The sequence below is a fragment of the Arthrobacter sp. B0490 genome (assembly GCF_002929355.1).
GTDB lineage: Bacteria > Actinomycetota > Actinomycetes > Actinomycetales > Micrococcaceae > Arthrobacter_D.
Genome location: NZ_PJIR01000001.1, coordinates 520,426 through 546,042 on the forward strand (window position 1 = coordinate 520,426; position 25,617 = coordinate 546,042).

At 70.6% G+C, this 25,617-nt stretch carries 24 protein-coding genes; 18 read left to right on the forward strand and 6 right to left on the reverse strand.

Annotated elements, in window-relative coordinates; translation table 11 throughout:
* Nucleotides 1-131: 131 nt before the first annotated feature.
* Nucleotides 132-1,766, forward strand: a complete 1,635-nt coding sequence (locus CXQ97_RS02330) for a ribonuclease J (RefSeq protein WP_104179206.1) — start codon at nt 132-134, stop codon at nt 1,764-1,766.
* A 282-nt stretch (nt 1,767-2,048) separates the two neighbouring features.
* Here CXQ97_RS02330 and groL read toward each other — a convergent pair whose 3' ends face one another.
* Together groL and groES are read right to left on the reverse strand one after the other, a co-directional pair.
* Nucleotides 2,049-3,665, reverse strand: coding sequence for a chaperonin GroEL (gene groL / locus CXQ97_RS02335; RefSeq protein ID WP_104179207.1), 1,617 nt, complete (start codon nt 3,663-3,665; stop codon nt 2,049-2,051).
* A 71-nt stretch (nt 3,666-3,736) separates the two neighbouring features.
* The gene (gene groES / locus CXQ97_RS02340) at nt 3,737-4,033 is read right to left on the reverse strand and encodes a co-chaperone GroES (RefSeq protein WP_055768411.1); all 297 of its coding nucleotides are present in this window, start codon (nt 4,031-4,033) and stop codon (nt 3,737-3,739) included.
* Between the two features lie 331 nt (nt 4,034-4,364).
* Between groES and CXQ97_RS02345 the strand changes: the two genes are divergently transcribed.
* From CXQ97_RS02345 to CXQ97_RS02385, 9 genes are all read left to right on the forward strand, one after another.
* Nucleotides 4,365-5,309, forward strand: coding sequence for a siderophore ABC transporter substrate-binding protein (locus tag CXQ97_RS02345; RefSeq protein ID WP_104179208.1), 945 nt, complete (start codon nt 4,365-4,367; stop codon nt 5,307-5,309).
* Nucleotides 5,310-5,342: 33 nt separating this feature from the next.
* A complete protein-coding gene (locus CXQ97_RS02350) occupies nt 5,343-6,356 on the forward strand; it encodes an ABC transporter permease (RefSeq protein WP_104179209.1) in 1,014 nt (337 codons plus the stop codon).
* Nucleotides 6,346-7,359, forward strand: coding sequence for an iron chelate uptake ABC transporter family permease subunit (locus tag CXQ97_RS02355; protein ID WP_104179210.1), 1,014 nt, complete (start codon nt 6,346-6,348; stop codon nt 7,357-7,359). Before CXQ97_RS02350 ends, CXQ97_RS02355 begins: the two co-directional genes overlap by 11 nt.
* Nucleotides 7,356-8,111, forward strand: a complete 756-nt coding sequence (locus CXQ97_RS02360; RefSeq protein ID WP_104179211.1) for an ABC transporter ATP-binding protein — start codon at nt 7,356-7,358, stop codon at nt 8,109-8,111. Before CXQ97_RS02355 ends, CXQ97_RS02360 begins: the two co-directional genes overlap by 4 nt.
* Before the next feature lie 9 nt (nt 8,112-8,120).
* Entirely contained in the window at nt 8,121-9,335 is a 1,215-nt protein-coding gene (locus CXQ97_RS02365; protein ID WP_104179212.1) for a class I SAM-dependent methyltransferase, read from the forward strand.
* A gap of 113 nt (nt 9,336-9,448) precedes the next feature.
* Nucleotides 9,449-10,171, forward strand: coding sequence for an HAD family hydrolase (locus tag CXQ97_RS02370; RefSeq protein WP_104179213.1), 723 nt, complete (start codon nt 9,449-9,451; stop codon nt 10,169-10,171).
* 132 nt (nt 10,172-10,303) lie between these two features.
* Nucleotides 10,304-12,052, forward strand: a complete 1,749-nt coding sequence (locus tag CXQ97_RS02375) for a sensor histidine kinase (protein WP_104179214.1) — start codon at nt 10,304-10,306, stop codon at nt 12,050-12,052.
* Nucleotides 12,040-12,684 carry a response regulator transcription factor gene (locus CXQ97_RS02380; RefSeq protein ID WP_104179215.1) on the forward strand — a complete coding sequence of 215 codons (645 nt, stop codon included), beginning with the start codon at nt 12,040-12,042 and terminating at the stop codon, nt 12,682-12,684. Before CXQ97_RS02375 ends, CXQ97_RS02380 begins: the two co-directional genes overlap by 13 nt.
* A gap of 140 nt (nt 12,685-12,824) precedes the next feature.
* Complete coding sequence (locus CXQ97_RS02385; protein WP_104179216.1) at nt 12,825-14,456, forward strand: serine hydrolase; 1,632 nt, start codon at nt 12,825-12,827, stop codon at nt 14,454-14,456.
* A 33-nt stretch (nt 14,457-14,489) separates the two neighbouring features.
* On the opposite strand, the gene CXQ97_RS02390 is transcribed toward CXQ97_RS02385, so the two are convergent.
* Both CXQ97_RS02390 and CXQ97_RS02395 read right to left on the reverse strand, forming a co-directional pair.
* The gene (locus CXQ97_RS02390; RefSeq protein WP_104179217.1) at nt 14,490-14,783 is read right to left on the reverse strand and encodes a DUF503 domain-containing protein; all 294 of its coding nucleotides are present in this window, start codon (nt 14,781-14,783) and stop codon (nt 14,490-14,492) included.
* Between the two features lie 41 nt (nt 14,784-14,824).
* On the reverse strand, nt 14,825-15,841 hold the full coding sequence (locus CXQ97_RS02395; protein WP_104179218.1) for a LacI family DNA-binding transcriptional regulator: 1,017 nt from the start codon (nt 15,839-15,841) through the stop codon (nt 14,825-14,827).
* A gap of 418 nt (nt 15,842-16,259) precedes the next feature.
* Here CXQ97_RS02395 and CXQ97_RS02400 point away from each other — a divergent pair, with 418 nt between their 5' ends.
* The 3 genes from CXQ97_RS02400 (at nt 16,260) to CXQ97_RS02410 (ending at nt 17,691) form a co-directional block, all read left to right on the forward strand.
* A complete protein-coding gene (locus CXQ97_RS02400; RefSeq protein WP_104179219.1) occupies nt 16,260-16,688 on the forward strand; it encodes a hypothetical protein in 429 nt (142 codons plus the stop codon).
* Between the two features lie 65 nt (nt 16,689-16,753).
* On the forward strand, nt 16,754-17,248 hold the full coding sequence (gene ybaK / locus CXQ97_RS02405) for a Cys-tRNA(Pro) deacylase (protein WP_104179220.1): 495 nt from the start codon (nt 16,754-16,756) through the stop codon (nt 17,246-17,248).
* A gap of 20 nt (nt 17,249-17,268) precedes the next feature.
* Nucleotides 17,269-17,691 carry a GNAT family N-acetyltransferase gene (locus CXQ97_RS02410; RefSeq protein ID WP_104179221.1) on the forward strand — a complete coding sequence of 141 codons (423 nt, stop codon included), beginning with the start codon at nt 17,269-17,271 and terminating at the stop codon, nt 17,689-17,691.
* A gap of 92 nt (nt 17,692-17,783) precedes the next feature.
* On the opposite strand, the gene CXQ97_RS02415 is transcribed toward CXQ97_RS02410, so the two are convergent.
* Together CXQ97_RS02415 and CXQ97_RS02420 are read right to left on the reverse strand one after the other, a co-directional pair.
* On the reverse strand, nt 17,784-18,620 hold the full coding sequence (locus tag CXQ97_RS02415; protein ID WP_104179222.1) for a PhzF family phenazine biosynthesis protein: 837 nt from the start codon (nt 18,618-18,620) through the stop codon (nt 17,784-17,786).
* 34 nt (nt 18,621-18,654) lie between these two features.
* Nucleotides 18,655-20,109 (reverse strand): APC family permease, encoded by a 1,455-nt coding sequence (locus CXQ97_RS02420; RefSeq protein ID WP_104179223.1) that lies wholly within the window; start codon nt 20,107-20,109, stop codon nt 18,655-18,657.
* 177 nt (nt 20,110-20,286) lie between these two features.
* On the opposite strand from CXQ97_RS02420, the gene CXQ97_RS02425 reads away from it, so the two are divergent.
* The 5 genes from CXQ97_RS02425 to CXQ97_RS02445 all read left to right on the forward strand — a co-directional run bounded on the left by CXQ97_RS02425 (nt 20,287) and on the right by CXQ97_RS02445 (nt 25,581).
* Nucleotides 20,287-20,733 carry a VOC family protein gene (locus CXQ97_RS02425; protein ID WP_104179224.1) on the forward strand — a complete coding sequence of 149 codons (447 nt, stop codon included), beginning with the start codon at nt 20,287-20,289 and terminating at the stop codon, nt 20,731-20,733.
* A gap of 51 nt (nt 20,734-20,784) precedes the next feature.
* A complete protein-coding gene (locus CXQ97_RS02430; protein WP_104179225.1) occupies nt 20,785-21,429 on the forward strand; it encodes a maleylpyruvate isomerase family mycothiol-dependent enzyme in 645 nt (214 codons plus the stop codon).
* Nucleotides 21,430-21,669: 240 nt separating this feature from the next.
* On the forward strand, nt 21,670-23,736 hold the full coding sequence (locus CXQ97_RS02435) for a beta-galactosidase (RefSeq protein WP_104179226.1): 2,067 nt from the start codon (nt 21,670-21,672) through the stop codon (nt 23,734-23,736).
* Complete coding sequence (locus tag CXQ97_RS02440) at nt 23,714-24,652, forward strand: carbohydrate ABC transporter permease (protein WP_104179227.1); 939 nt, start codon at nt 23,714-23,716, stop codon at nt 24,650-24,652. Before CXQ97_RS02435 ends, CXQ97_RS02440 begins: the two co-directional genes overlap by 23 nt.
* Before the next feature lie 95 nt (nt 24,653-24,747).
* A complete protein-coding gene (locus tag CXQ97_RS02445; RefSeq protein WP_104179228.1) occupies nt 24,748-25,581 on the forward strand; it encodes a carbohydrate ABC transporter permease in 834 nt (277 codons plus the stop codon).
* Nucleotides 25,582-25,617: the final 36 nt, after the last annotated feature.

A 25,617-nucleotide genomic window follows, 5' to 3' on the forward strand; every position in this document is an offset into this window, starting at 1 on the left:
GCCGGATCCGCCGGCCTCGACGACAGACCGTCGGACGGCCATGACCCGCCCCCGCATGAACGAGAGAAACCTGATCTGTGAATAAGAGACCTGCCGTACTGAAAGCACCACGCGAACTGGCCGCCGGAGCCATGCGCATCGTCGCGCTCGGAGGCATCGGTGAGATCGGCAGAAACATGACCGTCTTCGAGTTCGACGGCAAGCTGCTGATCGTGGACTGCGGCGTCCTGTTCCCCGAGGAACACCAGCCGGGCATCAACGTCATCCTCCCCGACTTCTCCTACATCCGCGACCGCCTCGACGACGTCGTCGCCGTCGTCCTCACGCACGGCCACGAGGACCACATCGGCGGTGTCCCGTACCTCCTCAAGGAACGCGCGGACATCCCCCTGGTGGGCTCGCGCCTGACGCTCGCCTTCATCGAGGCCAAGCTCAAGGAACACCGCATCACCCCGAAGACCATCCAGGTCAAGGAGGGCGACCGCCGGACCATGGGCGGCTTCGACCTCGAGTTCGTCGCCGTGAACCACTCGATCCCCGACAGCCTCGCCGTCGCCATCCGCACCGCGGCCGGCATGGTCCTGCACACGGGCGACTTCAAGATGGACCAGTTCCCCCTGGACCGCCGCATCACCGACCTCGCGGCCTTCGCCCGCCTCGGCGCGGAGGGCGTGGACCTGTTCCTGACCGACTCCACGAACGCCGACGTCCCGGGCTTCACCACGTCGGAGAAGGACCTCGCGCCGGCCATCGACGCCGTGTTCCGCACGGCGCCGCGCCGCATCATCGTGTCCAGCTTCGCGAGCCACATCCACCGCATCCAGCAGATCATCGACACCGCGCACCAGCACCGCCGCAAGGTGGCGTTCGTGGGCCGTTCGATGGTGCGCAACATGACCATCGCGGCGGACCTCGGCTACCTCAACATCCCGCAGGGCCTGCTCGTGGACTTCAAGAAGCTCGAGCGCAGCGACGACCACAAGGTGGTCCTCATCTGCACGGGGTCGCAGGGCGAGCCGATGGCCGCGCTGTCCCGCATGGCCAACAAGGACCACGCCATCCGTATCGCCGAGGGTGACACCGTGCTGCTCGCCAGCTCCCTCATCCCGGGCAACGAGAACGCCATCTACGGCATCATCAACGCGCTCACCGAGATCGGCGCCAACGTGGTCCACAAGGGCAACGCCAAGGTGCACGTCTCCGGTCACGCCAGTGCCGGCGAGCTCGCGTACTGCTACAACATCGTCAAGCCGCGCAACGTGATGCCGGTGCACGGCGAGTGGCGCCACCTGCGTGCCAACTCGGAGATCGCCGTCGCGACCGGCGTCGATCCCCGCAACGTCGTCATCGCGCAGGACGGCGTGACGGTGGACCTCGTCCGCGGTCGCGCGACCCTCTCGGGCAAGGTCGAGGCCGGCCTGGTCTTCGTCGACGGCGACAGCGTCGGCGGGATCACGGAGGAGGACCTCGTGGAACGCCGCCGCCTCGCCGAGGAGGGCGTCGTCACCGTCCTCGCGATCATCGACCCGGACAACGGGGACATGGTCGAGGCGCCGGAGTTCTTCACCAAGGGCTTCTCCTGCTCGGACGAGGACCTCGACAAGGCGGGCGCCGCCGTCGAGAAGGCACTCCGCGATGCGGCCGCCAACCGCCAGGGCGGGCGCCGCCAGGACCCCGAGGACATCATCGAGCGGTCCACGGCCAACTGGATGCGCCGCTTCTACAACCGCCAGCCGGTGGTCACGGCGATCGTCGTCGACGCCTGATCCGACCGTCGGACGGAGAAGCCCCGGTGCCTTTCGGCGCCGGGGCTTTCTCGTGCGCGACGGTCGAGGGGGCGTCGGCGTACGGTGCACGCCCATCCGCCGGCCCGTGACCCGTTCGATCCCACTGTGTGCGGGTCCTGGGTGGGAATGTTCGAACATTCCCTCTCGTCGAGGGTGGACGGTGGGATCGACCGGCAGGTCCAGGCCCCGGACACAGCAGCACCCCGGCTCCGAGGAGCCGGGGTGCTGCTGGATCAGGCGCGGGGCGGGAGCCCCGGGGTCCTAGTGCGAGTGGCCGTGGCCGCTCTCGTTCTCGGACTCCTCGGGCTTCTCGACCACGAGGGTCTCCGTGGTCAGCACGAGCGCCGCGATGGAGGCGGCGTTGCGCAGCGCCGACCGCGTCACCTTCACGGGGTCGATGATCCCGGCGTCGACGAGGTTCTCGTACTCGCCGGTCGCGGCGTTGAAGCCGTGGCCGTCCTCGAGGTCGGAGACCTTCGCGACGACGACGTAGCCCTCGTGTCCGGCGTTCTCGGCGATCCAGCGCAGCGGCTGGGCGAGCGCGCGGCGCACGAGGCCGACGGCGGTGGCCGCGTCGCCCTCGAGGGCCAGGACGTCCGGGTCGGTGTCGAGCGCCTTGCCGGCGTGGACCAGCGCGGAGCCGCCGCCGGCCACGATGCCCTCTTCGAGTGCGGCACGCGTGGAGGACACGGCGTCCTCGATGCGGTGCTTCTTCTCCTTGAGCTCCACCTCGGTGGCAGCTCCCACCTTGATGACGCCGATACCGCCGGCGAGCTTCGCGAGGCGCTCCTGGAGCTTCTCGCGGTCCCAGTCGGAATCGGTGCGCTCGACCTCGGCGCGGATCTGCGCCACGCGGTCGGCGACGTCGGACTCGCTGCCGGTGCCGTCGACGATCGTGGTGGCGTCCTTGGTCACGGTGATGCGGCGGGCGGACCCGAGCACCTCGAGGCCCACCTGGTCCAGCTTGAGGCCGAGATCCGGCGAGACGACCTGCGCACCGGTGAGGGTGGCGATGTCCTGCATCATGGCCTTGCGGCGGTCACCGAAGCCCGGGGCCTTGACGGCGACGACGTTCAGGGTGCCGCGGATCTTGTTGACCACGAGGGTGGAGAGCGCCTCGCCCTCGATGTCCTCGGCGATGATGAACAGCGGCTTGCCGGCCTGGAGCGCCTTCTCGAGCAGCGGGAGGAACTCCTGCAGCGAGGAGATCTTGCCCGAGTTGATGAGGATGAGCGCGTCCTCGAGGACGGCTTCCTGACGCTCGGCGTCGGTCACGAAGTACGGCGAGAGGTAGCCCTTGTCGAACTGCATGCCCTCGGTGAGGACGAGTTCGGTCTGGGTGCTGGAGGACTCCTCGATGGTGATGACACCATCCTTGCCGACCTTCTCGAACGCCTCGGCGAGGAGGTCCCCGACCTCGGTGCTCTGCGCGGAGATGGAGGCCACGTTGGCGGTCTGCTGGCCGACGACCTCGCGGGCGTTCTCGAGCAGGCGCTTGGCGACGGCCTCGACCGCGACCTCGATGCCGTGCTTGAGCTGCCCGGGAGCCGCACCGGCGGCCACGTTGCGGAGGCCTTCCTTGACGAGCGCCTGTGCCAGGACCGTGGCGGTGGTGGTTCCGTCACCGGCGACGTCGTTCGTCTTGGTGGCGACCTCCTTGGCCAGCTGGGCGCCGAGGTTCTCGTACGGGTCGTCGAGCTCGATCTCGCGGGCGATCGTGACGCCGTCGTTCGTGATGGTGGGGGCACCCCACTTCTTGTCGAGCACCACATTGCGTCCGCGGGGGCCCAGCGTCACCTTGACGGTGTTCGCGAGCTTGTCCACGCCGGCCTCGAGGGCACGGCGGGCGGCGTCGTTGAATTCCAACTGCTTTGCCACTGTTGGTTCCTTTCAGGAGTGGCGAGGAAAAGCCCCGACCGTTGCGGGCCGGGGCTTCTCTTCAGGGGGTACTACTTGACGACGACTGCGAGGACGTCGCGGGCGGAGAGCACCAGGTACTCCTGGCCGCCGTGCTTCACTTCGGTTCCGCCGTACTTCGAGTAGATGACGATGTCGCCCTCGGCGACATCGACGGGCACGCGGTTGCCGTTGTCGTCGACACGACCCGGTCCGACTGCCACGACCTCGCCCTCCTGGGGCTTCTCCTTGGCAGTGTCCGGGATGACGAGGCCTGAAGCAGTGGTCTGCTCTGCTTCGAGGGGGCGGACCACAATGCGATCCTCAAGGGGCTTGATAGAGACCGACACTCGGGCTCTCCTTTGCGTTCGATACCAATGGAATGGGGACCGTCGGGCTGGGCGTGAACCGTCGTCGCGGTGCCGGCGAACGCTTCCCTCGGGATTAGCACCCACAGTGAGCGAGTGCCAACTCCGACTGTATGCAAGCGCTGGCACTCGGTCAAGGCGAGTGCCAGCCGGAGCGGTGAACGGTCCTCCTGCGGCCGCATCCTGACGCAATAGGTCATGCTTCAGTTGCGTAATTACCGGGAGGCCCTCTACATTCGAAGGAGTAAGGCTCTCCTTACCTCCGCTTCTTCCGCTTCCGGCCGCCCGGCCCTTCCCCCACGGAGCTCATCCCATGGCACACGTGCGCCTCGCCGTTCTTTCCGCAGCTGCTGCGGCCACCCTCGCGCTGACGGCGTGCGGTGGTTCCTCCCAAGCTGCCGACGAGTCCGCCGTCGCCTCGACCGTCTCCATCGCGCACGCACAGGGGACCACGGAGGTACCGGTGGATCCCGAGACCGTCTTCACCTTCGACCTCGGCGCCCTCGACACGCTGGACGCGCTCGGCGTGGAGGTCGCCGGTGTCCCGCAGGGGACGTTGCCCGCGCAGCTGTCGGCCTACGAGGGCGGCGACACCACGAACATCGGGTCGATGAAGGAGCCCGACTTCGAGGCGATCGCCGCCGCCGCCCCGGACCTGATCATCATCTCGGGCCGCGTCGCCGACTCCTACGGAGAGCTCTCGGAGATCGCGCCGACCATCGACCTGAGCGTGGACGCGGCCGGTCCGATGGCGAGCTTCACCGGGCACACCGAGTCCCTCGGCAGGATCTTCGGCGCCGAGGACGAGGTCGCCGATCGCCTGGCGGCACTCGACACCCGGATCACCGAGACGAAGGACGCCGCGGCGTCCGCGGGCGACGGCCTGGTCCTCATGACCAGCGCCGGCGAGGTCACCGCGTACGGTACCGGATCCCGGTTCGGCCTGATCCACGACGTGCTGGGCGTCGAGCCCGCCGCCGAGGTGAAGAGCGAGGGCACGCACGGCGAGGCGGTCTCCTTCGAGTACATCGCCGAGGTCGACCCCGCGCACCTCTTCGTCATCGACCGCGACGCCGCCGTCGGGGAGGCCGGCGCTGCCGGCTCCGCCGTCCTGGACAACGAGCTCGTGAACGGCACGGAGGCCGCGAAGAACGACGACGTCACCTACCTCGACTCCGCGAGCTGGTACCTGATCGGGTACGGCCTGAACAACCTCGATGCCATGGTCTCGGCCGTCCACGAGGCCGTCGCGGCCTGATCCGCTCTGCCGCTCCCGCGGCGGGCGCCCCCCATGGCAGCACTCACCCTCCGGCCGCAGCGGCCGGCACAGCAGCACGGCCCGCCCCGACGCCCGGCCCTCTGGGCCGCCGGTGGAGCCGTGCTGCTGCTCGCCCTCGTCAGCCTGTTCGTGGGGGTCTCGGCGGTCTCCCCCGCCGATCTGCTCCGGGGTGATGCCGGAGTCTGGCAGACGTTCCTCGTGAGCCGGGTCCCGCGCACGCTGGCGGTCGTCCTGGCCGGCGTGGCGCTCAGCGTCTCAGGGTTCATCCTGCAGCTGATGGCGCGCAACCGCTTCGTCGAGCCGTCCACCGTCGGCACCGTGGAGTCCGCCACCGCCGGCATCCTCGTCGCGACACTGCTCCTGCCCGCCGCGCCGATCGTCGCGAAGATGGGGATCGCCGCCCTCTTCGCCGTCGCCGGGACCGCACTCTTCCTGGCCGTCCTACGGCGGATCCCGCTGCGGAACACGCTGATCGTGCCGCTCGTGGGCATCATGCTCGGCGGTGTCATCGCGGCGGGGACGACGTTCTTCGCCTACCGCTTCGACCTGCTGCAGACGCTCAACACGTGGATGATTGGCGACTTCTCCGGCCTCGTCCGCGGCCGCTACGAGCTGCTGTGGATCGTCGCCGTCCTCGCCGTCGTCGGGTACGTGTGCGCCGACCGGTTCACCGTGGCCGGCATGGGCGAGGAGTTCACCACGAACCTCGGCCTGGACTACCGGCGCACCATGAACCTCGGGCTCGTGCTGGTGAGCCTCATCAGCGCCGTCGTGGTGGTGGTGGTGGGAGCCGTCCCCTTCCTCGGCCTGATCGTGCCCAACCTCGTGTCCCTGCTCATCGGGGACAACGTGCGCCGCGCGGTCCCCTGGATCGCGGTGTTCGGCGCCGGGTTCCTCCTCGCCTGCGACATCCTGGGCAGGGTCGTCCGCTTCCCCTACGAGGTGCCGGTCGGCGTGATCGTCTCCGTGGTCGGCAGCGCCCTGTTCATCACCCTGCTCGTTCGGAGGACCGCCGGTGCGCGCTAGGACCAATCCCCTTCCCGCCGCCGTCGTGCAGTCGGACCGGAGACCCGCCCGGACGCTTCCACCCGGAGCATGGCTCGCCGTGCTCGGCACCGCGGCCGCCGCGCTGATCGCGGCGTTCCTGCTCGTCGACGTCCAGGGCGACCTCGCGTACGTGCTGCCGCGGCGGCTGAACCGCGTCGGGGCCATGGTGCTGGTCGCCGTCGCCGTCGGGGTGTCCACGGTGCTGTTCCAGACCGTGACCGGCAACCGGATCCTGACGCCGTCCATTCTGGGACTGGACGCCCTCTACATCCTCATCCAGACAGTCCTGGCGTTCGCCCTCGGAGCATCGACCCTCCTCACGCTGGGGGCGCCGATCCGCTTCGCCGTCGAGGTCACCCTCATGGTCGCCTTCTCCTGGCTGCTGTACCGCTGGCTGTTCACGGGCGGCGGGCGGAGCCTGCACCTCCTGCTGCTGGTCGGCATCGTCTTCGGTGTCTTCTTCCGCGGCGTCTCCTCGCTGCTCCAGCGCCTGATGGACCCGAGCGAGTTCATCATCCTGCAGGACCTGTTCTTCGCGAGCTTCAACCGGGTGGACCCGACGCTGCTGCTGATCTCCGCCGTCACCGTCACCGCGCTGTGCGTCCCCGCCTGGCGCCTCCGGCACCGCCTCGACGTCCTGGCGCTCGGCCGGGACACCGCCGTCGGGCTCGGCGTCGACCACCGGCGCACCGTGACGCTGGTCCTCGTGGTCTGTTCGGTGCTCGTCGCCGTCTCCACCGCCCTCGTGGGACCCGCGACGTTCTTCGGCCTCCTCGTCTCGACCCTCGCCTACCAGCTGTGCACCTCCTTCCGGCACGCCGTCGTGCTGCCCGTCGCCGTCCTGCTCGGCGTGATAGCCCTCGTGGGCGGGCAGCTCGTCCTCGAGCAGGTCTTCGCGTTCGACACCGCGCTCAGCATCGTCATCGAGTTCACCGGCGGCCTCGTCTTCCTCGCACTCCTCCTGAAAGGCCGTATCCGGTGATCACCGTCAGCCATGCCACGAAGCGCTACGGGACCACCACGGTGGTGGACGACGTCAGCTGCACCATCCCGGGCGGCGTCACCTCGATCATCGGCCCGAACGGCGCCGGGAAATCGACCCTGCTGTCCATGATGAGCAGGCTCCTGCCGCTGGACGGCGGCCGCGTGGAGGTGGACGGGCTCGACGTCGGCACGACGCCGGGGGCGCGGCTCGCCCGGACACTGTCGATCCTGCGGCAGGAGAACCAGCTGACGGTCCGGCTCTCCGTGCGCGACCTCGTCGGATTCGGCCGGTTCCCGCACAACAACGGCCGCCCCACCGCGGCGGACCGCGAGCACATCGAGCAGGCCCTCGCCTACCTGGACCTGACCGGCCTGGCCGACCGGTTCGTCGATGAGCTCTCCGGCGGGCAGCGCCAGCGCGCCTTCATCGCCATGGTGCTGGCCCAGGACACCGACCACATCCTGCTCGACGAGCCGCTCAACAACCTGGACATGAAGCACTCCGTGGACATGATGCGCCTGCTCCGCCGGCTCGCCGACGACCTCGGGAAGACCGTGGTCCTCGTGATCCACGACATCAACTTCGCCTCCTGCTACTCGGACACCATCCTCGCGATGCGTGACGGTGCCCTGATCCACCAGGGCACCCCGGAGGACGTCATGACGCCGGCCGTCCTCCACCGGGTGTACGACGTGGAGATCCAGGTGGAGCAGATCCGCGGCAACAGGATCGGCGTGTACTTCGCCTAGGCTGGCTGCATGGCTTCGGAGAACATCGCGGACATCCTGACCCCCGAGGGCTGGGAGCTGCTGAACTCGCTCGGGCCCTACACCGGGTCCGACAGCCTGCGGCTCACGGAGCAGCTGCGGAAGGCGGGCCACTCCCCCGAGGCGGTCGCCGCGGCGCTCACGCAGTCGCGGCTCCGCGCGAAGGCGTCCGCGAAGTTCGGGCCGTTCGCGGGTCACATGGTCTTCACCGCCGCCGGTCTCGAGCAGGCCACGCGCCTGACGGTCGCCGCCCGGCACGCGCAGCGTTTCGTCGACGCCGGACTCGTGCGGGTCGCCGACCTCGGCTGCGGCCTCGGTGCGGACAGCATGGCCCTGGCGACCCTCGACCGCGAGGTCACCGCCGTCGAGCTCGACGAGACCACGGCCGCCGCCGCGACCATGAACCTGCTGCCGTTCCCCAATGCCCGCGTCGTCAACGCCGACGCCTCCTCCGTGGACACCGCGGAGTACGACGGCGTGTGGCTGGATCCGGCGCGCCGCACCACGACGACGTCGGGCACGTCCCGCATCTTCGACCCCGAGGCGTTCTCGCCCCCGCTGTCCTTCGTCCGGGAACTGGCGGACGGCGGCAAGCCCGTCGGCGTGAAGATGGGGCCGGGCATGCCGCACGACTCCATCCCGGCCACCTGCGAGGCGCAGTGGGTCTCCGTCGACGGCGACGTCACCGAGGTGGCCCTCTGGTTCAACGCCCTGCGGCGGGAGGGCGTCCGCCGTGCGGCGCTCGTCATCGGCCCGCTGGGGGCCGCGGAGCTGGTGTCGGCCGCGGACTTCGGCGACGGACCGACGGCGGCGGTGGGCGAACCGAACGGTTACCTCTACGAGCCCGACGGCGCCGTCATCCGGGCCGAGCTCGTGGCGGACCTCGCCGCCCGGCTCGGCGGGCACCTGCTGGACCCGATGATCGCCTATATCTGCGCTCCCTCGTTCACGGACACCCCGTTCGCCCGTGCCTACCGGGTGCTCGAGGTGCGCCCCTACAACGTGAAGGCGCTGAAGGCCTGGGTGCGCCGGGAGGGCATCGGCGTCCTCGACATCAAGAAGCGCGGCCTCTCGGTGACACCCGAGGAGGTGCGCAGGCAGCTGCTGACCGGATCGGGCAAGGGGCGGAAGAAGGCCACCCTCGTGCTGACCCGGATCGGCGACGAGCGCGTGGCGGTCGTCGTCGAGCCCGTCACCCTCCCCTGACCGCGGCCGGGCCACACTTCCCCGCTCGCCGCAACCCGCCGCGCACGGTGCCACCGGGCCCGCGCCGTTCCTAGACTCGATGGAGTAATCAGGACACGCGGAAGGCGGACGGCATGGCGGAGAACACGACGGCAACGGAGGGCGGGAAGCCCGGAGTGCTGTTCGACGTCGACGGGACCCTCGTCGACTCCAACTACCAGCACACCATGGCCTGGTGGCAGGCGTTCCGGCGGTTCGGCCACGACGTGCCTGCGGCGGAGATCCACCGCGCGATCGGGATGGGCGGGGACAAGCTCGTGGCCCACCTCCTCGGCGACGACCGCGACCCCGACCAGGACACCGAACTCGATGCCACCCACAGCGCCGTCTTCTCGACCTACTGGCCGGGCCTCCGCGCCTTCGAGGGCGCCGGCGACCTCGTGCGCCGCTGCGCCGATGCCGGCCTGACCGTCGTGCTCGCCTCCTCCGCCTCGCAGCAGGAGGTGGGCGTCTCCCGCGGCATCATCGACGCCGACGATTCCATCAGCGCCGCGACCAGCTCGTCGGACGCCGAGAACAGCAAGCCGTCCCCCGACATCCTCCAGGCCGCGCTCGAGGCCGGCGGCCTCGAAGCGGCGGACACCGTGTTCGTCGGCGATTCGGTCTGGGACGTCATCGCGGCGGCCGAACTGAAGATCCCGACGATCGGCCTCGCGTCGGGCGGCACCAGCGAGGCCGAACTGCGGGACGCCGGCGCGGTCGAGGTGTACAAGGACATCCGCGCACTGCTCGACGCGTTCGACGACGGCCCGCTGCAGGCCCTGGCGAAGCCGTCCTCCTCCGCCGCCAAGCCCTGAGGGGTCGCTCCCCGGTCCGGGACGACGGCGCGGCCGGCGACGCGTTCGTCCCCTCGCCGCGACGGTGACGCCGCCGGAAGTCGGGAGGGCCCGCCCCTCCTCCTGACGCCCTCCGGGCCCTACGCTGGGCACATGGTGACCCCGAGCGGGACCCGATCGTCCCGGTCGCTGGGCCGGGCACTCGTCCTGCTCGCCGTCGCCGTCCTGTTCCTCGGCGCGTTCCAGCTGGCCCTCGTCCTGCCCACCGCCGGCGCGGACCGGTGGGTGCACCTGCTGTTCGTCGGCGTCTTCTGGGTGTACGCCGCGGCGGGCCTGATGGCCTGGTGGAGGCGACCGAGCAACCGGATGGGTGCCCTCATCCTGGTCGGCGGGTTCGCCCTGTTCACCGGGAGCCTCGCGAACACGGGGGTCCCCGTGCTCACCGCCCTCGGCACGATTACCGCGACGGCCGTCCTCGCGGTGGCGTTCCACCTGCTGCACGCGTTCCCGTCCGGGCGCCTCCGCAGCCGTGCCTCGCGGCTGACGGTGGTCGCCGGCTACCTGGTCGCCCTGGTGCTCCAGGCGCCGCTCTACCTGTTCGACCCCGCGGCACCCGCGCCGCTGGCCGTGGCCGACCGGCCCGACCTGCTGGGGCTCGGCGTCGTGGTGCAGCGGAGCGCGGGCCTCGCCGTGGCGGTCGCGACGACCGTCGTCCTGGCCCGACGCCTCCTCCGTGCGGACGCGGCACACCGCCGGGTGCTCGGCCCGCTGTTCGCGTACGGGATCGTCGCCGTGCTCCTCATCCCCGCCGGCTCCACCCTGTTCGAGGCGGTCCTCGGCATGCCGGCGACGGTGCGCGCGGGCGTGCAGGCGGCGCTGCTCGGCGGCATCCCGGTCGCCTTCGCCCTCGGCGTGCTGCGCGGCGGCTTCGCGCGCACGGGCGAACTCGAGGAACTGGGGGCCTGGCTCGGCGCCACGGACGGGGCCAGGCCCGCCCCGGCCCCGGCGCTCCGCCGCGCCCTCGGCGACGAGTCCCTGGACATCGTGTTCTGGATGCCCGAGAGCCGCACCTGGGCGGATTCCTCCGGGGCGCCGGCCCACCTGCCGGCCCCCGGCGGTGAACGGTCCGGCGTCGACGTCGAGGTCGGTGGTCGCCGGGTGGGGGCGATCGTGTACGACGCGTCCCTCATCGGTGACCCGGAGCTGGTGCGCTCCGCGGGCCGGGTGGTCGCGATCGCCGTGGAACGCGAACGGCTCACCGCCGAACTGCTGGCGAGCCAGGCCGCGCTGCTCACCTCGCGCGCCCGCCTGGTCGCCGCCGCCGATCGGGAACGGCGGCGCATCGCGCAGGACCTGCACGACGGGCTCCAGGTCCAGCTCGTCCTCCTCGCGCTCGAGGCCCAGCAGGTGGCGAACGGATCCGGGTCGACGATCACCCGCGAGCAGGTGACATCGCTCCGGAAAGGCATCGACGACGCCGCGGGGGACCTCCGCCGCCTCGTGCACGACGTCATGCCCTCGACGCTGATCGAACACGGTCTCTCCGCGGCCACGGAGGACCTCGTCGACCGCATGCCGGTCCCCACCCGCCTGCATCTCGGCATCACCGACGGCGCACTGCCCGAGGCGATCGAGAGCACCGCCTACTTCGTCGTCGCCGAGGGGCTGGCGAACGCCCTCAAGCACTCCAGGGCCGCCGCGTTCACGGTGCGCATCGAACGCAGGGGCGACCGGCTGCTCGTCCAGGTGGACGACGACGGCGTCGGCGGGGCGTCCTTCCACGCCGGGCGCGGGCTGCGCGGACTGGCGGACCGGGTCGAGGTCGTCAACGGGCGCCTGGAGATGCAGAGCCATGCGGGCCGGGGAACACGACTGAGGGCGGAGCTGCCGTGCGTGTTGTGATCGGAGAGGACGAGGCGCTGCTCCGGCAGGGGCTGACGCTCGTCCTCGAGCAGGAGGGGTTCGACGTCGTCGCCGCGGTCCCGGATGCCGGGCAGCTCCTCGACGCCGTGGCCCGGCACCGTCCGGACCTCGTCGTGACCGACATCCGCATGCCGCCGACACACACCGACGAGGGCCTCGTCGCCGCCCTCCGGATCCGGTCGGAGCACCCGGACTCGGCGGTCGTGGTGCTCTCCCAGTACGTGCAGCGGCGGTACGCCCTCGAGCTGCTCACCAACCGGCCGGGGGTCGGCTACCTGCTGAAGCAGCGGATCGCCGACGTCGAGGCCTTCTGTGCCGATCTCCGGCGCGTCGCCGCCGGTGGTACCGCCCTCGATCCGGAGGTCGTCGACGTCCTGGTGAAGCGTGCCCGGCTCGCCCGGGACGACCTGGCACGGCTGACCCGGCGCCAGCGGGAGGTGCTGTCACTCATGGCGGAGGGGCGCAGCAACGCGGGGATCGCGTCGAGGCTCGTGGTGACGGAGAAGGCCGTGGTCCAGCACTCCTCGCGCATCTACGAGGCGCTCGGCCTGCCGGTCGCGGTGGACGACCACCGCCGGGTGCTCGCCGTGATCCGCTACCTGGCCCGGTAGGCACACGGACGGACACGGAGGCACCCGGCCGCTTCGTCCGGCCGCCCGGGGCGGCCCGAAGACGGGACATAGGCCCATCGCCGTCCGTCCGGGCCGCGCACTACCCTGAGTGTCCCAGCCGGCCCCGGTCAGGAGTCCCCATGCGCCGTCATCCCCCGCTCCGCGCCGCCGCCGCGGCCGTGTTCGTGACCGTCCTGGCCGGGTGCACCCTCCCGGCGGAGGGCGTCCCCGTCTCCGGCACCACGCCGAACCACGACATCCCGGTCACCACCGGTTCCGTCCCCGGCCAGGACGTGGTCGCGTTGCCGGCGGGCGGCATCGACGACGCGGTGGACGGACTGCCCGGCATCGTGCGGTCCGTGATGGAACGGACCGGCATCCCCGGGGCGGCGGTCGCGGTGGTCCACGACGGCGAGACCGTCTTCGCCGAGGGCTACGGCGTGCGGAAGCTCGGGGAGGAGGGGGCCGTCGACCCCGACACCGTCTTCCAGATCGCCTCGCTGTCCAAACCCGTCGGAGCGACGGTGGTCGCCCGGGAGGTGTCGCAGGGGCTCGTCGAGTGGACCACGCCGGTCGCCGACCTGCTGCCCGGGTTCGGGCTCGAGGACCCGTGGGTCTCCTCCCATGCGACCGTCGGCGATTTCTATGCGCACCGCACGGGGCTGCCGCCTGCCGCGGGTGATCTGCTCGAGGACATCGGGTACGGCCGCGACTACGTGATCGACCACCTCCGGCACCAGCCGCTGGACCCCTTCCGCGCGAGCTACGGCTACGCGAACTTCGGTACCACCGTCGGCGCGGAGGCCGTGGCCACAGCGGCGGGAAACGAGTGGGAGACCCTCTCGGAGGAGCAGCTCTACCGGCCTCTCGGGATGGACAGCACGAGTTCGCGGCACGCCGACTTCCTCGGCCGGGAGAACCGGGCGACGCTGCACGCGAAGGTGGCGGAGGGGACGTTCGAGCCGCTCCACGAGCGCGACGCCGACGCCCAGTCCCCGGCGGGCGGTGTGTCCTCGACGGTCGGCGACCTGGCCGAATGGATGAAGCTGATCCTCGGGTCCGGCACGTACGACGGCCGGGAACTGGTGGCGGAGGAGGACCTGCTGCCGGCCATCAGCGCTCAGAGCATCGCGTCCCGTCCGACGGCACCGGACCAGCGCGCCGGGCAGTACGGCTTCGGTTTCGGCGTCGGGGTACAGCCGGGCGGCCGCGTGGGCCTGAGCCATTCGGGGGCCTTCTCCCTCGGAGCCGCGACGACCGTCGTGATGCTGCCCTCCGCCGGCGTCGGCATCGTGGTGCTGACGAACGCCTCCCCGGTCGGCGCCCCGGAGGCCGTGGCCGCCGCCTTCCTCGACGAGGCGCAGTTCGGCCACGCCACCCGTGACTGGGTGGAGACCTACGGGAACGCGACGGCAGGCTTCAGCGACCCGGTCGGCGATCTCGCGGGCCGGACCGCTCCTGCGGACCCTGTGCCGGCGAGACCGTTGTCGGCCTACACCGGGGAGTATGCGAGCGAGTACTACGGGACGGCGACAGTGACCGAGGAGGACGGGGCGCTCGTCCTGGCCGTCGGACCGGACGGTGTGTCCACTGCCGTCCTCGAGCACTGGGACGCGGACACCTTCGCCTACGCCCCGCGCGGTGAGAACGCGCCCGACGGCTCGCTCTCGTCCGTCGTCTTCACCGGAGGCGGCGACACTGCCGTGTCGATGACGGTCGACTTCTTCCAGACCGCCTCGAAGGATCTCGGGACCTGGCGGAGGGCCGGCTGATGCGCCGTCGCCCCTGCGGGCGCTCCCGGGCCGCTAGTCCTCGCTGCTGAGGAGGCGCCGCCGGGCGCTGAGGAGCTCGACCTCGGGCCTTGCTGCGACGTACCGCTCCACCCGGTCCAGCACGTCCACCACATGACCGCGGTCCCCTCCGACCACGCCGGCCCCCACGACGGCCCGGCGGTGCAGATCCTGGTGGCCGACCTCGGCCACGGACAGCTCGAACTTCCGGCGGAGGTCCGACACCAGGGGCCGCACCACCGACCGCTTGCCCTTCAGCGAGTGCACGTCGCCGAGCAGCACGTCGAACTCGATGAACCCGATCCACATGGCCGTCCTCCTCGTCGTCCGGCGCCCGTCCCCGGGCAGGTCTAGGCCGAGTCGCGCCAGACGACGGTGGTGTCCAGCACCTGCACCGGGCTCGGCAGCCCGCGGATCTGCGCCAGGACCAGCTCGGCCGCGGTGCTGCCCAGCAGGTCGGCGGGCTGCTTGACGGTGGAGAGCTGCGGCCTGGTCCTCAGGGCCCAGCTGCTGTCGTCGAAGCCGACGATCCCGACGTCGTCGGGCACCTTCCGCCCCGACTCCTGCAAAGCGGTCATGGCGCCCGCCGCCACGGCGTCGGAGGCGGCGAAGACACCGTCGATCTCCGGGCAGCGGCGCAGCAGCTCCTGCATGCCCTCGAGCCCGGCAGCATAGGTGTAGAGGGGGTACTCGACGACCAGCGACGCGTCGAAGCGCCCGCCCAGGGCGTCCCGGAACCCCGTGAACCGGTCGTGGCCGGAGTCGCGGTCCATGGCACTGGCGATCATGCCGATGCGCCGGCGGCCGGTCCCGATGAGGCGCTGGGTGATGGCACGGGCCGCGGCGACGTTGTCGATGGCCACGTAGGGCAGGTCGGGGGTGCCGGGCGGGTGACCCACGAAGGCCGCGGGAACACCGATGTCGCGCACCGCGGACGCGATGGGGTCGGAGGCCCGGGCCGAGACGATCACCGCACCGTCGACGAGCCCGCCCCGGAGGTAGTCGGCCACCCTGCGGCTGTCGCGGTCCGAGTCGATGATCAGGGAGACCAGCTGGTAGTCGGCCTTCGACAGGACGGCGTTGGCACCGAGGAGGATCGAGCCGATGTTCGGGTCCTCGAAGAGCAGCGAGTGGGGCTCGTGGATGATCAGGGCGATCGCGCGCGACTCCTGCGTGACCAGGTTCCGGGCGGCCGAGTTGCGCACGTACCCGACGCGCGCGATGGCCTCCTCGACGGCCACGCGGGCCTCGTCCGACACGTAGCGTTCCCCGTTGACGACCCGCGACACCGTCCCCCGCGAGAGCCCGGCGGCGGATGCGACGTCGTTGATGGTCGCCCGGCGGTTCCGGGTGCGCGTCGGGGGCATATCTGTACTGTAGCGGAGCCCCTGCGGGCCATCCGTGCCGGGAAGGAGTAGGGTGAAGGAAGTTGTCTAGAAGAAGGCGGCTGCCTTCGGTTCTTCTCTTCGCTGCCCCGCCTCCCGTGCCGGGCATGCAACAGCAGAGCACCATCCCCGAAAGGGGCGTGCATCATGAGCAACCCGGAAACTCCTCTTCCACAGCCGCCCGCAGGTCGTCCAGCAGCCCCTGCCCGCCGGAGAACTCCGCGCTCCGGCTCCCGCCCGCCGTCCTGACGGCCCCGCTCCCTCGTCGGCGCTCCCGCGCCCCCACGCAGCGATGCCCACCAGCGCATCCGCTCCGCACCGACCGCCCCGAGCGAGTCACCCCCGGCCGGTCCCACCTCTCCCCGGCCCCGCGTCCCAGACACTGCGAAGGATCACCACCATGACCCAGCACCTACGGAATTTCATCCAGGAATGCATCACCGTCACCGCCGACGGCTCCCTCGCAGCGACCGACGAGGTCGAGGGCCTGTACCAGCACTGGTCCTCGCTGCGCGCCGCCGACACCTCTGACACCTCTGATACCTCGGACGACGCCGCCGAGTACGAGGCCGAAGGATCCGCCGGGAGCCCCGTGCTCGCGGCCCTCCGCGGCTACGGTGTGGAGACGGTGCGGCGCGACGGCGTCGAGTACCTCGAGGGCCTCGTCCTGACGGGTCCGGTCGTGGCAGACTTCATCCTGTCCTGCGACTTCGCCGGGGCGTGGGGTCGGCCGGATCCCCTGGAGCCCGACCTCCTCGAGGACGTCGCCTCCGCCGAAGGACCCGGCTTCCCCCGGCAACGGCTCGTCGTCGCGGCCTATTCGTCGTAGGAACAGGGTTCTGCCCGGGGGCCGGTCCATCGCCCGAACCGGTCCGGGACCGTGAAGGAGGTGCCGTGGGCAGGAGATCCGCGATCCCCCGCAGCACTCCCGCCCTGGCCGCACTCTCCGCGGCCGGTATACCCTTCACGGCCCGCCCCTACCAGCACGAGCAGGGCGTCCCATCCTACGGGCTCGAAGCCGCCACCGCGCTGGGCGTCCCGCCCGCGCAGGTCTTCAAGACCCTGATGGCCAGTGTCGACGGTTCCCTCGTGGCCGCCGTCGTGCCGGTCACCGGTTCGCTGGACCTGAAGGCGCTGGCCGCCGCCCTCGGGAAGCGGAAAGCGGTGATGGCCGACCCGGCGGTCGCCCAGCGCCGCACGGGCTACGTGCTCGGCGGGATCTCACCCCTCGGCCAGCGCCACCCCTCGCCCGTCGTCGTCGACGAATCGGCCCTGGAACACCCGGCCGTGTTCGTGTCGGGCGGGCAGCGCGGGCTGGACATCGAGGTGGCCCCCGCCGACCTGATCGCTGCGACCCGTGCGCTCACCGCCCCCATCGCCGGCCCGTAGCCGCGGGTAGGGTGGACGGCGTGGAACCGACCGCCGGAGACGTCCCGACCCCCACCGAGCTGCTCGCCCTGTACGGGGCCGTCGGCTGGACGGCCTACACCCGCGACCCCGACCGGCTGGGACGCAGCATCGCCGGGTCGCACCTCGTCGTTACCGTGCGGGACGACGACGGCGGTCTGCTGGGCCTCGCACGCACGGTCTCGGACGGCGAAACCATCTGCTACATCCAGGACATCCTGGTGCACCCCGACGCCCGGCGCCGCGGCATCGGCCGCTCCCTCGTGCGGGACATCCAGCAGCGCTACGGCCACTGCATGTTCGTGGCGCTGAGCACCGACGCCGAGGGGACGCAGGATGCGTCGCAGTCGCACCCGTTCTACCGCTCCCTGGGGTTCGCGCCCCACGGCAGCCTGGGGCTCGCCGCCTTCGGCTACCGGCCCTGAGGCTCCCCTGCAGGACCGGCCGCAGGGCTCCGCCTCGGACTACCGGCGTTCCGCGCGTCCCCCGACCGGGTCCACGAGCAGGACCCCGGCCCCTACCCGCTGATCCGGACGGCCCCGCCCGAGACGGTCAGGCCGCCCGCCGGAGGTACTCCCACCGTGATGAGCGACGGCCGTCCGACGTCGACGCCCTGGTGCACCGTGAGCGTGGCCGGCGGCGCGACCTCACCCCGTGCGCGCAGGTACGCCCCGAGGGACGCCGCCGCGGACCCGGTGGCAGGATCCTCGCGGACCCCGCCGGGCGGGAACGGGTTCCGTGCCTCGAACACGTGGTCGCCCAGCCGGTGGACGACCGCGACCGTGGCGCCCCACCCCTCCGCGGCCATGAGGCCCTTCAGGCCCTCGTAGTCGTAGTCGAGGCCCCTGAGGACCGCGGTGTCGCGGACGGGCACGATCGGGTGGATGTTGCCGGCGAAGGACAGCATGACGGGCAGGTCCGCCGACAGGTCCTCCTCGGCGAGGCGGAGGCGCTGCAGGAGCCGCGCGCGGACCGCGGCGTCGATCGCGTCGACCCACGGCTCCACGGTCACGAGGGACGCGACGAGGCGTCCGGCCTCCGTCCCGGTCGCCAGTTCGAGCGGACCCACCGGCGTGGAGAGGACCAGGGTCCCGGGCCCCTCACGTTCGGCGAGCGCCACCCCGGTGGCGATCGTCGCGTGACCGCAGAACGGGATCTCGGCCTCGGGTGCGAAGTACCGGATGGTCGCGGCACCGGGGCCCTGGCGCGAGACGAACGCGCTCTCCGCGTAGCCGAGGTCGGCCGCGATGGCCTGCATCTGCCCGGGCGTCAGGTCGTCCGCGTCGAGCACCACCCCGGCGGGGTTGCCGCCGTCGGCCCGGTCCGTGAACGCCGCGTAGCGGAGGATCTCCATGCCGGTCTGCCGGCATCCCGTCGCTGGTCCGCCGTCAGCCGCCGATCGCGGTCGGGTCGCCCGCCCGGGTGTTGGTCCTGCGGTTGATCAGCCACGTGACGAGCCACAGGACGACACCGATCACCATGAGGCCGCCGGCGATCTGGTACTGGACGACGTCGCGCCCCACCCAGGGACCGGCGAGGAACGCGCACAGGAGCGCGGCCACGATGGGCAGCTGGCCGGGAGAGGTGAAGAACACCTTCCGGTTGACGTCCCGCTTGCGGCGCAGCACCACGCACGCGACGTTGACCACGGTGAACACGCACAGGAGCAGGAAGGCCGTGGTACCCGAGAGGTTCGCCACGATGTTGCTGTCGGGATCGCTGGTCACGTACAGGATCAGGCCGAGGGCGAGGGCGGTGGAGAAGGCGATGCCGGCCCACGGGGTGCAGCGGACCGGGAGGACCTTCGCCAGCGGGCGCGGCAGGACGTCCTGCCGCGCCATGCCGTAGATCAGGCGGCTCGCCATCAGCATGTTGATCAGCGCCGTGTTGGCGACGGCGAAGACGGCGAGGAACGGGAAGATCCTGTCGACCGGGAAGTCGGGCGATCCCTTGTGGACCACTTCGAGGAGCGCCGCACCCTCGGCTTCCCGGATGCCCTCGAGTTCGGTGGGGCTCAGGACCGTCACCACCGAGACGGCGACGAGCATGTAGACGATGACGGCGATGCCGAGGCCGGTCAGCATGGTCCGCGGGAAGATGCGCTCGGGGTTCTGCGTCTCCTCGACCATGTTGACGGAGTCCTCGAAGCCCACCATGGCGAAGAACGCGATCGAGGTCGCCGCGGTGACCGCGAGGAAGAGGCCCTTGTCCTGGTAGTCGGTGAACACGAAGACCTCGCCCACATTGCCGGTGCCCTGCGCCATCGCGAGGAACCCGACGCCGATCACGATGCACAGTGCGGCCACCTCCACGAGCGTCAGCACCACGTTGAACTTGACGCTCTCGCCGACCCCCCGGAGGTTGATCACGGCCAGCAGCAGCATGAACCCGAGGGCGACGGCGGTGATGACGCCCTGGCCCGGCATGGCCATCCAGCCGTTGATCTCCAGCCCGCCGAAGAAGTTCTGCGCCAGCACGTTGGCCGAGGTCGCGGCGCTCGTGATCCCCGAGCAGACGACGGCGAAGGCCACCAGGAAGGTGACGAAGTGGATGCCGAACGCCTTGTGGGTGTAGAGGGCGGCTCCGGCCGCCTGCGGATACTGCGTCACGAGTTCGAGGTACGAGAACGCGGTCAGGGTGGCGACGACGAAGGCCAGCAGGAACGGGAGCCAGACCAGCCCGCCGACCGTCCCCGCCATCGTCCCCGTGACGGCGTACACACCGGCGCCGAGGATGTCCCCGACGATGAACAGGAGGAGCAGCTTGGGCCCGAGGACCCGTTTGAGCTCCGGTTCGCCGGTCGAGGTCGATGCATCTGACGCATGCTCTGCAGAAGTACTCATGGTCGGCCTCCCTGGGGATTTTCCCCCTTACTGTTGCCCTGTTCAGGCCGCTTAGCAAGGGGTGGACAGGAATGCGTCGAGCGCCGATGATTTCCCGGACGGCTCCGCGTCTAACGGGTACAAGGGCCTCCAGGGCCCGCCGGATCCACACCACCGCCCAGGAACAGGAGAACGGCCATGGCCACGAACGTCTTCATCAACCTCCCCGTCAGCGACCTCGCGAGGTCGAAGGAGTTCTACACCAGCTTCGGCTGGACGCTCGACCCGAACTTCTCGAACGACGACGCCGGGGCCGTCGCCATCAGTGACACCATCTTCCTGATGATCCTCACCCATCAGCACTGGGCGCAGTTCACGGACAAGCCCATCGCCGACGCACACGCCACCTCGGCCGTCATCAACGCGATCGGGGTCGATGCTCCCGAGGAGGTCGACACCCTCGTGGGGCAGGCCGTCGCTGCCGGTGCCACGGAGGGCAAGGCGCAGGAGCTCGGCTTCATGCGGTCGCGGTCGTTCTCCGACCCGGACGGACACGCCTGGGAAGTGATGTGGATGGACCCCATCGCCCAGATCGGTGACTGGGAGGCCGTCGAGGCGAAGTACGGCAACCAGCAGCCGGTCTGACCGAGCGCTGCCGGTGATCACCGGGCTCCGGACCACGACGGAGGGACACGCATGACCGACCCCGCGACCGATCCGCTGTGGCAGGTCATCCACGCGGAGCGCGCGGCCCTCGCCCGTGACCTCGCCACCCTCACGCCCGAGCAGTGGCGGAATCCCACCCTGTGCGGCGACTGGGACGTCGAGGAGGTCACGGCGCACCTCTCCGCCGCCGCGTCCGTCGGCCGCGGCCGGTGGATGGGGAGCATGCTGCTCGCCGGCTTCCGACCCCCCGTGCACAACCGGCGCCGGTTGGCGGAGCACCTCGGTGCGTCGCCGGTCGGCACGCTCGGCCGTTTCCGCGACGTCGTCCAGCTGTCCGTCGCACCGTCCTCCGACCTCCCCGCCTACCTCGGGGAGGTCGTGGTGCATGCCCAGGACATCCGCCGCCCGCTCGGCATCGCCACCCGTCCGGGCATCGACGCACTGCTGCCGGTCGCCGGCTTCTTCGTGGCGAGGAATTTCACCGTGCCGAGCCGCCGCAATGCCGCGGGCCTCCGGCTCACCGCGACCGACGCCCTCTTCACCGCGGGCGAGGGGCCCGAGGTCCGGGGATCCCTGCTCGCCCTGGTCATGTGCCTCGCCGGACGGGCCGCCTACCTCGACGAGCTCGACGGACCGGGCCTCCCGCTGCTCCGCGCCCGGATCACCCCCACCTGATCCGGGCGGCCCGGACCGCGTGCGAGCGGCACAGCCACCCTCGGACCGGCCCCGCCGAGTGGTGCACCGGCCCGGGCCTGCCGACTGCGTTGACACCGATTGTGACCGCAGTTACTCTGGGAGCGTTCACACAATCTCGATGGAGAGTTCGGCCGCCCGCCTCTGGGAACGTTCACAGAGCGGGGCTGCGGTCCTTCTCCGGCATCACCGAGAGTCGGCACCGCAGCATGAGGAGCAGGTTTGGCACGCACAACCACCGTCGCAGGATTGTCCGGCAACGGTCAGCTCGTCTACGGATGTGACTACAACCCCGAGCAATGGGATGCGTCCGTCTGGCACGAGGACGTCCGCCTCATGAAGGAGGCCGGCGTCAACCTCGTGGCGGTCAACATCTTCGGCTGGGCGGAGATCGAGCCCGAGGAGGGGGTCTTCCGGTTCGAGGACCTCGACGCCGTCCTGGACCTCCTCGCCGAGAACGGCATCGGCGTGAACCTCGGCACCGGCACCTCGTCCACTCCCGCGTGGCTCACCACCAAGCACCCCGAGATGCTCCCCCGCACCGCCGACGGCACCGCCCGCTGGCCCGGCGGCCGCCAGGCGTTCTGCCCCAGCTCCCCCGCCTACCGCGAGCACGCCCTCGCCCTCGTCGAGCGGATCTCCGCCCGATACGGCAGCCACCCGGCCCTCCGCCTGTGGCATGTGTCCAACGAACTCGGCTGCCACAACTCGCTGTGCTACTGCGACGTCTCCGCCGAGGCGTTCCGCGGCTGGCTCCGCACCCGCTACGGCACCCTCGACGCCCTCAACGCCGCCTGGGGCACCGCCTTCTGGAGCCAGCGCTACTCCGCCTGGGAACAGGTGCTGCCCCCGAGGCTCACGCTCTCCGCCCTGAATCCCACGCAGGAGCTCGACTTCAACCGCTTCAGCTCCGACGAGCTGCTCGCGCACTACTCCGCGGAGGAGGCGGTCCTCCGCCGTAACAGCGCTGCACCGGTGACCACCAACTTCATGGTCGCCGCGCACATCCGGAACCAGGACTACTGGTCCTGGGCCCCCGAGATGGACGTCATCGCGAACGACCACTACCTCGACCACCGCCTTGCTGCGCCGAACGCCGAACTGGCCTTCGCCGCCGACACCACCCGCGGACTCGCCCAGGGTCTGCCGTGGCTGCTGATGGAGCATTCCACGGCCGCCGTGAACTGGCAGCCCCGCAACATCGCCAAGGGCCCCGGCGAGATGCTCCGCAACTCCCTGACCCACCTCGCGCGCGGCGCGGACGGCCTGTGCTTCTTCCAGTGGCGCGCCTCACTGCAGGGCAGCGAGAAGTTCCACTCCGCGATGCTCCCGCACGCCGGCACCGACTCGCAGATCTGGCGCGACGTCGTCGGGCTCGGCTCCGCACTCGGGAAGCTCCGCGAGATCGCGGGCACGACCGTGCACGCCGACGTCGCACTCGTCTTCAGCTGGGAGGCCTGGTGGGCACACGACCAGGAATCGCACCCGTCGGGCGACGTCCGCTACATCGAGCAGGTCCATGCCGCCTACGGGGCGCTGTGGGACGCGGGGATCACGGTCGACATCGTGGCTCCCGGCGCCGACCTCTCCGGCTACAGGCTCGTGGTGGTGCCGAACCTCTACCTGGTCCGCGACGAGCACGCCGCGGTCGTCCGGGACTTCGTCGAGCACGGCGGGTCCGCGTTCGTCACGTTCTTCAGCGGGATCGTCGACGAGAACGAGAGGGTGCGGCCGGGCGGCTACCCCGGAGCCTTCCGCGACCTCCTCGGCATCCGCTCGGAGGAGTTCTTCCCCCTCGACCCCGCGCACCCCCTCACCCTCGACAACGGTTCCCTCGCCTCGCTCTGGTCCGAGGCCCTGCGCCTCACCTCGGCCGAGGCCGTCCTGAGCTACGCGACCGGCCACCACGTGGGGACACCCGCCGTGACCCGCAACCGCGTCGGTGCGGGCGAGGCCTGGTACGCCGGGACCGTCCTCGACGGCGGTGTCCTCCGGGACCTGCTGCTCCGTGCCGCCGTCACCGCCGGCGTGCAGGTACCCGAGACACAGTCCGGCCTCGAGGTCGTCACCCGCCGCGGCAACGGCCACGAGTACGTCTTCCTGATCAACCACTCCGCCGAGGACCGCAAGCACCGGGTCAGCGGTCTGGAACTGCTGACGTCCGAGGCCCCGGCCGACGTCGTCGTCGTTCCCGCGGGCGCGGTCCGCGTCGTCCGCACCACTCCAGGAATCCCCGACACCGACGGCTCGGACCAGGGCCGAAAGGATGCAGGCAATGTCAGTCACTAGCACCCCGGCCGAGGTCCCCAAGGCGGCCCCGGTCGTGAGGAAGAACCGATCGTCGGGAGCGCAGCGCCGCGCCGTGACGGTGTTCATCGCCCCGTTCGCGATCCTCTTCCTCGCCTTCTACGCCATCCCGATCGTCTACGCCGTCGTGCAGTCGCTGCTGACCGTGGAGCGCGAGGGCACGTTCGGGAAGCCCCGCCAGGTCTTCGGCGGGTTCGTCCAGTACGAGCAGGTCTTCCAGAACACGGCCTTCTGGGAATCCGTGGGGCGCGTGCTGCTCTTCGGTGCCGTCCAGGTACCGGTCATGCTCGGCCTCGCCCTCCTGTTCGCCCTGCTGCTCGACTCGCCGCTGCTGCGGGGCAAGAAGTTCTTCCGGCTCGCATTCTTCGCCCCCTACGCCGTCCCCGGCGTCATCGCCGCCATCATGTGGGGCTTCCTGTACTCGCCGTCGCTCTCGCCGTTCGGCGCGGTGACCTCGAACGTCGACTTCCTGGGCGGCAACCTGGTGCTCTGGGCGATCGCGAACATCGTGACCTGGGTGTACGTCGGCTACAACATGCTGATCATCTACTCGTCGCTGCTCGCGATCCCCACGGAGATCTACGAGGCCGCCCGGCTGGACGGCGCCAGCAACATCCAGATCGCGTGGCGCATCAAGATCCCCCTGGTGATCCCGGCCATCATCCTCACGGCCGTCTTCTCGATCATCGGCACGCTCCAGCTCCTGGCCGAACCCCAGACCCTCCGCAGCTTCAGCTCGGCGATCAACAGCACGTTCACGCCGAACCTCGCGGTCTACACCACGGCGTCGGTGCCGAACTACAACCTCGCCGCGGCGTTCTCGGTGGTCCTCGCGCTCGCCACGTTCATCCTCTCCTTCGTCTTCCTGAAGTCCACCCAGCGGAAGGTCACCCAGTGACGGCAACCCCAGCCACCGCCTCCAGGCGCCGGCGTGGCGCGAGTCCTACGGCGGACAGCGCCGGCCCCCGTTCCCGCGGCCCCCGCCAGAGCATCATGTCCCGCAGCGCGGCGATGCTCATCATGGGTGTCTTCACCCTGTACTTCCTGACCCCCATCTGGTGGCTGCTCACCACCTCCACCAAGACGGGCGGCGAGATCACCTCCACCGCTCCCCTGTGGTTCACGGCGAATTCCGCGGGGACGTTCCTCACGAACCTGGGGCGCCTGTTCACCTACGGCGACGGGCTGTTCGGCCGATGGCTGCTGAACTCCGCGCTGTACGCGGGGGTGGGCGCCCTGATCGGCACGGTCATCGCGGCGATGTGCGGGTATGCCCTCGCGAAGTACGAGTTCAGGGGCCGTGAGGCGATCTTCAACATCGTGCTCAGCGGCGTGCTGGTACCGGCCACGGCGCTGGCCCTCCCGCTGTTCCTCATCTTCAGCCGCGTCGAGCTGACCAACACCATGTGGGCCGTGTTCCTGCCGAGCCTCGTCAGCCCGTTCGGCGTGTACCTGGCCCGCATCTATGCGGCGGCCAGCGTGCCCGGCGAGCTGCTCGAAGCGGCCCGCCTCGACGGGTCGGGTGAGATCCGCACCTTCTTCACCGTGTCCACGCGCCTCATGGCACCGGCGCTCGTGACGATCTTCCTCTTCCAGTTCGTCGCGATCTGGAACAACTTCTTCCTGCCCCTGATCATGCTCCGCGACCAGGTGCTCTTCCCCGTGACCCTGGGTCTGTACGCCTGGAACAGCCAGATCAGCCAGATCCCCGAACTGCGCTCCCTCGTGATCGTCGGTGCGCTCGTGTCGATCCTGCCGCTGATCATCGCCTTCCTGGCACTCCAGCGTTTCTGGAGCAGCGGCCTCGGCGCAGGCGGCGTCAAATAGCAGCCCCCAGTCCCCTGACCAGCACCACGGGTGCAC

Bases quoted from the DNA above. Each gene is read 5' to 3' on its own strand.
- CXQ97_RS02430 (WP_104179225.1), top strand. From the start codon at position 20,785: ATGACCGACCCCGCGACCGATCCGCTGTGGCAGGTCATCCACGCGGAG.
- CXQ97_RS02385 (WP_104179216.1), top strand. From the start codon at position 12,825: ATGCGCCGTCATCCCCCGCTCCGCGCCGCCGCCGCGGCCGTGTTCGTG.
- CXQ97_RS02425 (WP_104179224.1), top strand. From the start codon at position 20,287: ATGGCCACGAACGTCTTCATCAACCTCCCCGTCAGCGACCTCGCGAGG.
- CXQ97_RS02345 (WP_104179208.1), top strand. From the start codon at position 4,365: ATGGCACACGTGCGCCTCGCCGTTCTTTCCGCAGCTGCTGCGGCCACC.
- CXQ97_RS02390 (WP_104179217.1), bottom strand. From the start codon at position 14,783: ATGTGGATCGGGTTCATCGAGTTCGACGTGCTGCTCGGCGACGTGCAC.
- CXQ97_RS02375 (WP_104179214.1), top strand. From the start codon at position 10,304: ATGGTGACCCCGAGCGGGACCCGATCGTCCCGGTCGCTGGGCCGGGCA.
- CXQ97_RS02420 (WP_104179223.1), bottom strand. From the start codon at position 20,109: ATGAGTACTTCTGCAGAGCATGCGTCAGATGCATCGACCTCGACCGGC.
- CXQ97_RS02395 (WP_104179218.1), bottom strand. From the start codon at position 15,841: ATGCCCCCGACGCGCACCCGGAACCGCCGGGCGACCATCAACGACGTC.
- CXQ97_RS02350 (WP_104179209.1), top strand. From the start codon at position 5,343: ATGGCAGCACTCACCCTCCGGCCGCAGCGGCCGGCACAGCAGCACGGC.
- CXQ97_RS02445 (WP_104179228.1), top strand. From the start codon at position 24,748: ATGTCCCGCAGCGCGGCGATGCTCATCATGGGTGTCTTCACCCTGTAC.
- CXQ97_RS02440 (WP_104179227.1), top strand. From the start codon at position 23,714: ATGCAGGCAATGTCAGTCACTAGCACCCCGGCCGAGGTCCCCAAGGCG.
- CXQ97_RS02415 (WP_104179222.1), bottom strand. From the start codon at position 18,620: ATGGAGATCCTCCGCTACGCGGCGTTCACGGACCGGGCCGACGGCGGC.
- CXQ97_RS02365 (WP_104179212.1), top strand. From the start codon at position 8,121: ATGGCTTCGGAGAACATCGCGGACATCCTGACCCCCGAGGGCTGGGAG.
- CXQ97_RS02330 (WP_104179206.1), top strand. From the start codon at position 132: ATGCGCATCGTCGCGCTCGGAGGCATCGGTGAGATCGGCAGAAACATG.
- CXQ97_RS02400 (WP_104179219.1), top strand. From the start codon at position 16,260: ATGACCCAGCACCTACGGAATTTCATCCAGGAATGCATCACCGTCACC.
- CXQ97_RS02370 (WP_104179213.1), top strand. From the start codon at position 9,449: ATGGCGGAGAACACGACGGCAACGGAGGGCGGGAAGCCCGGAGTGCTG.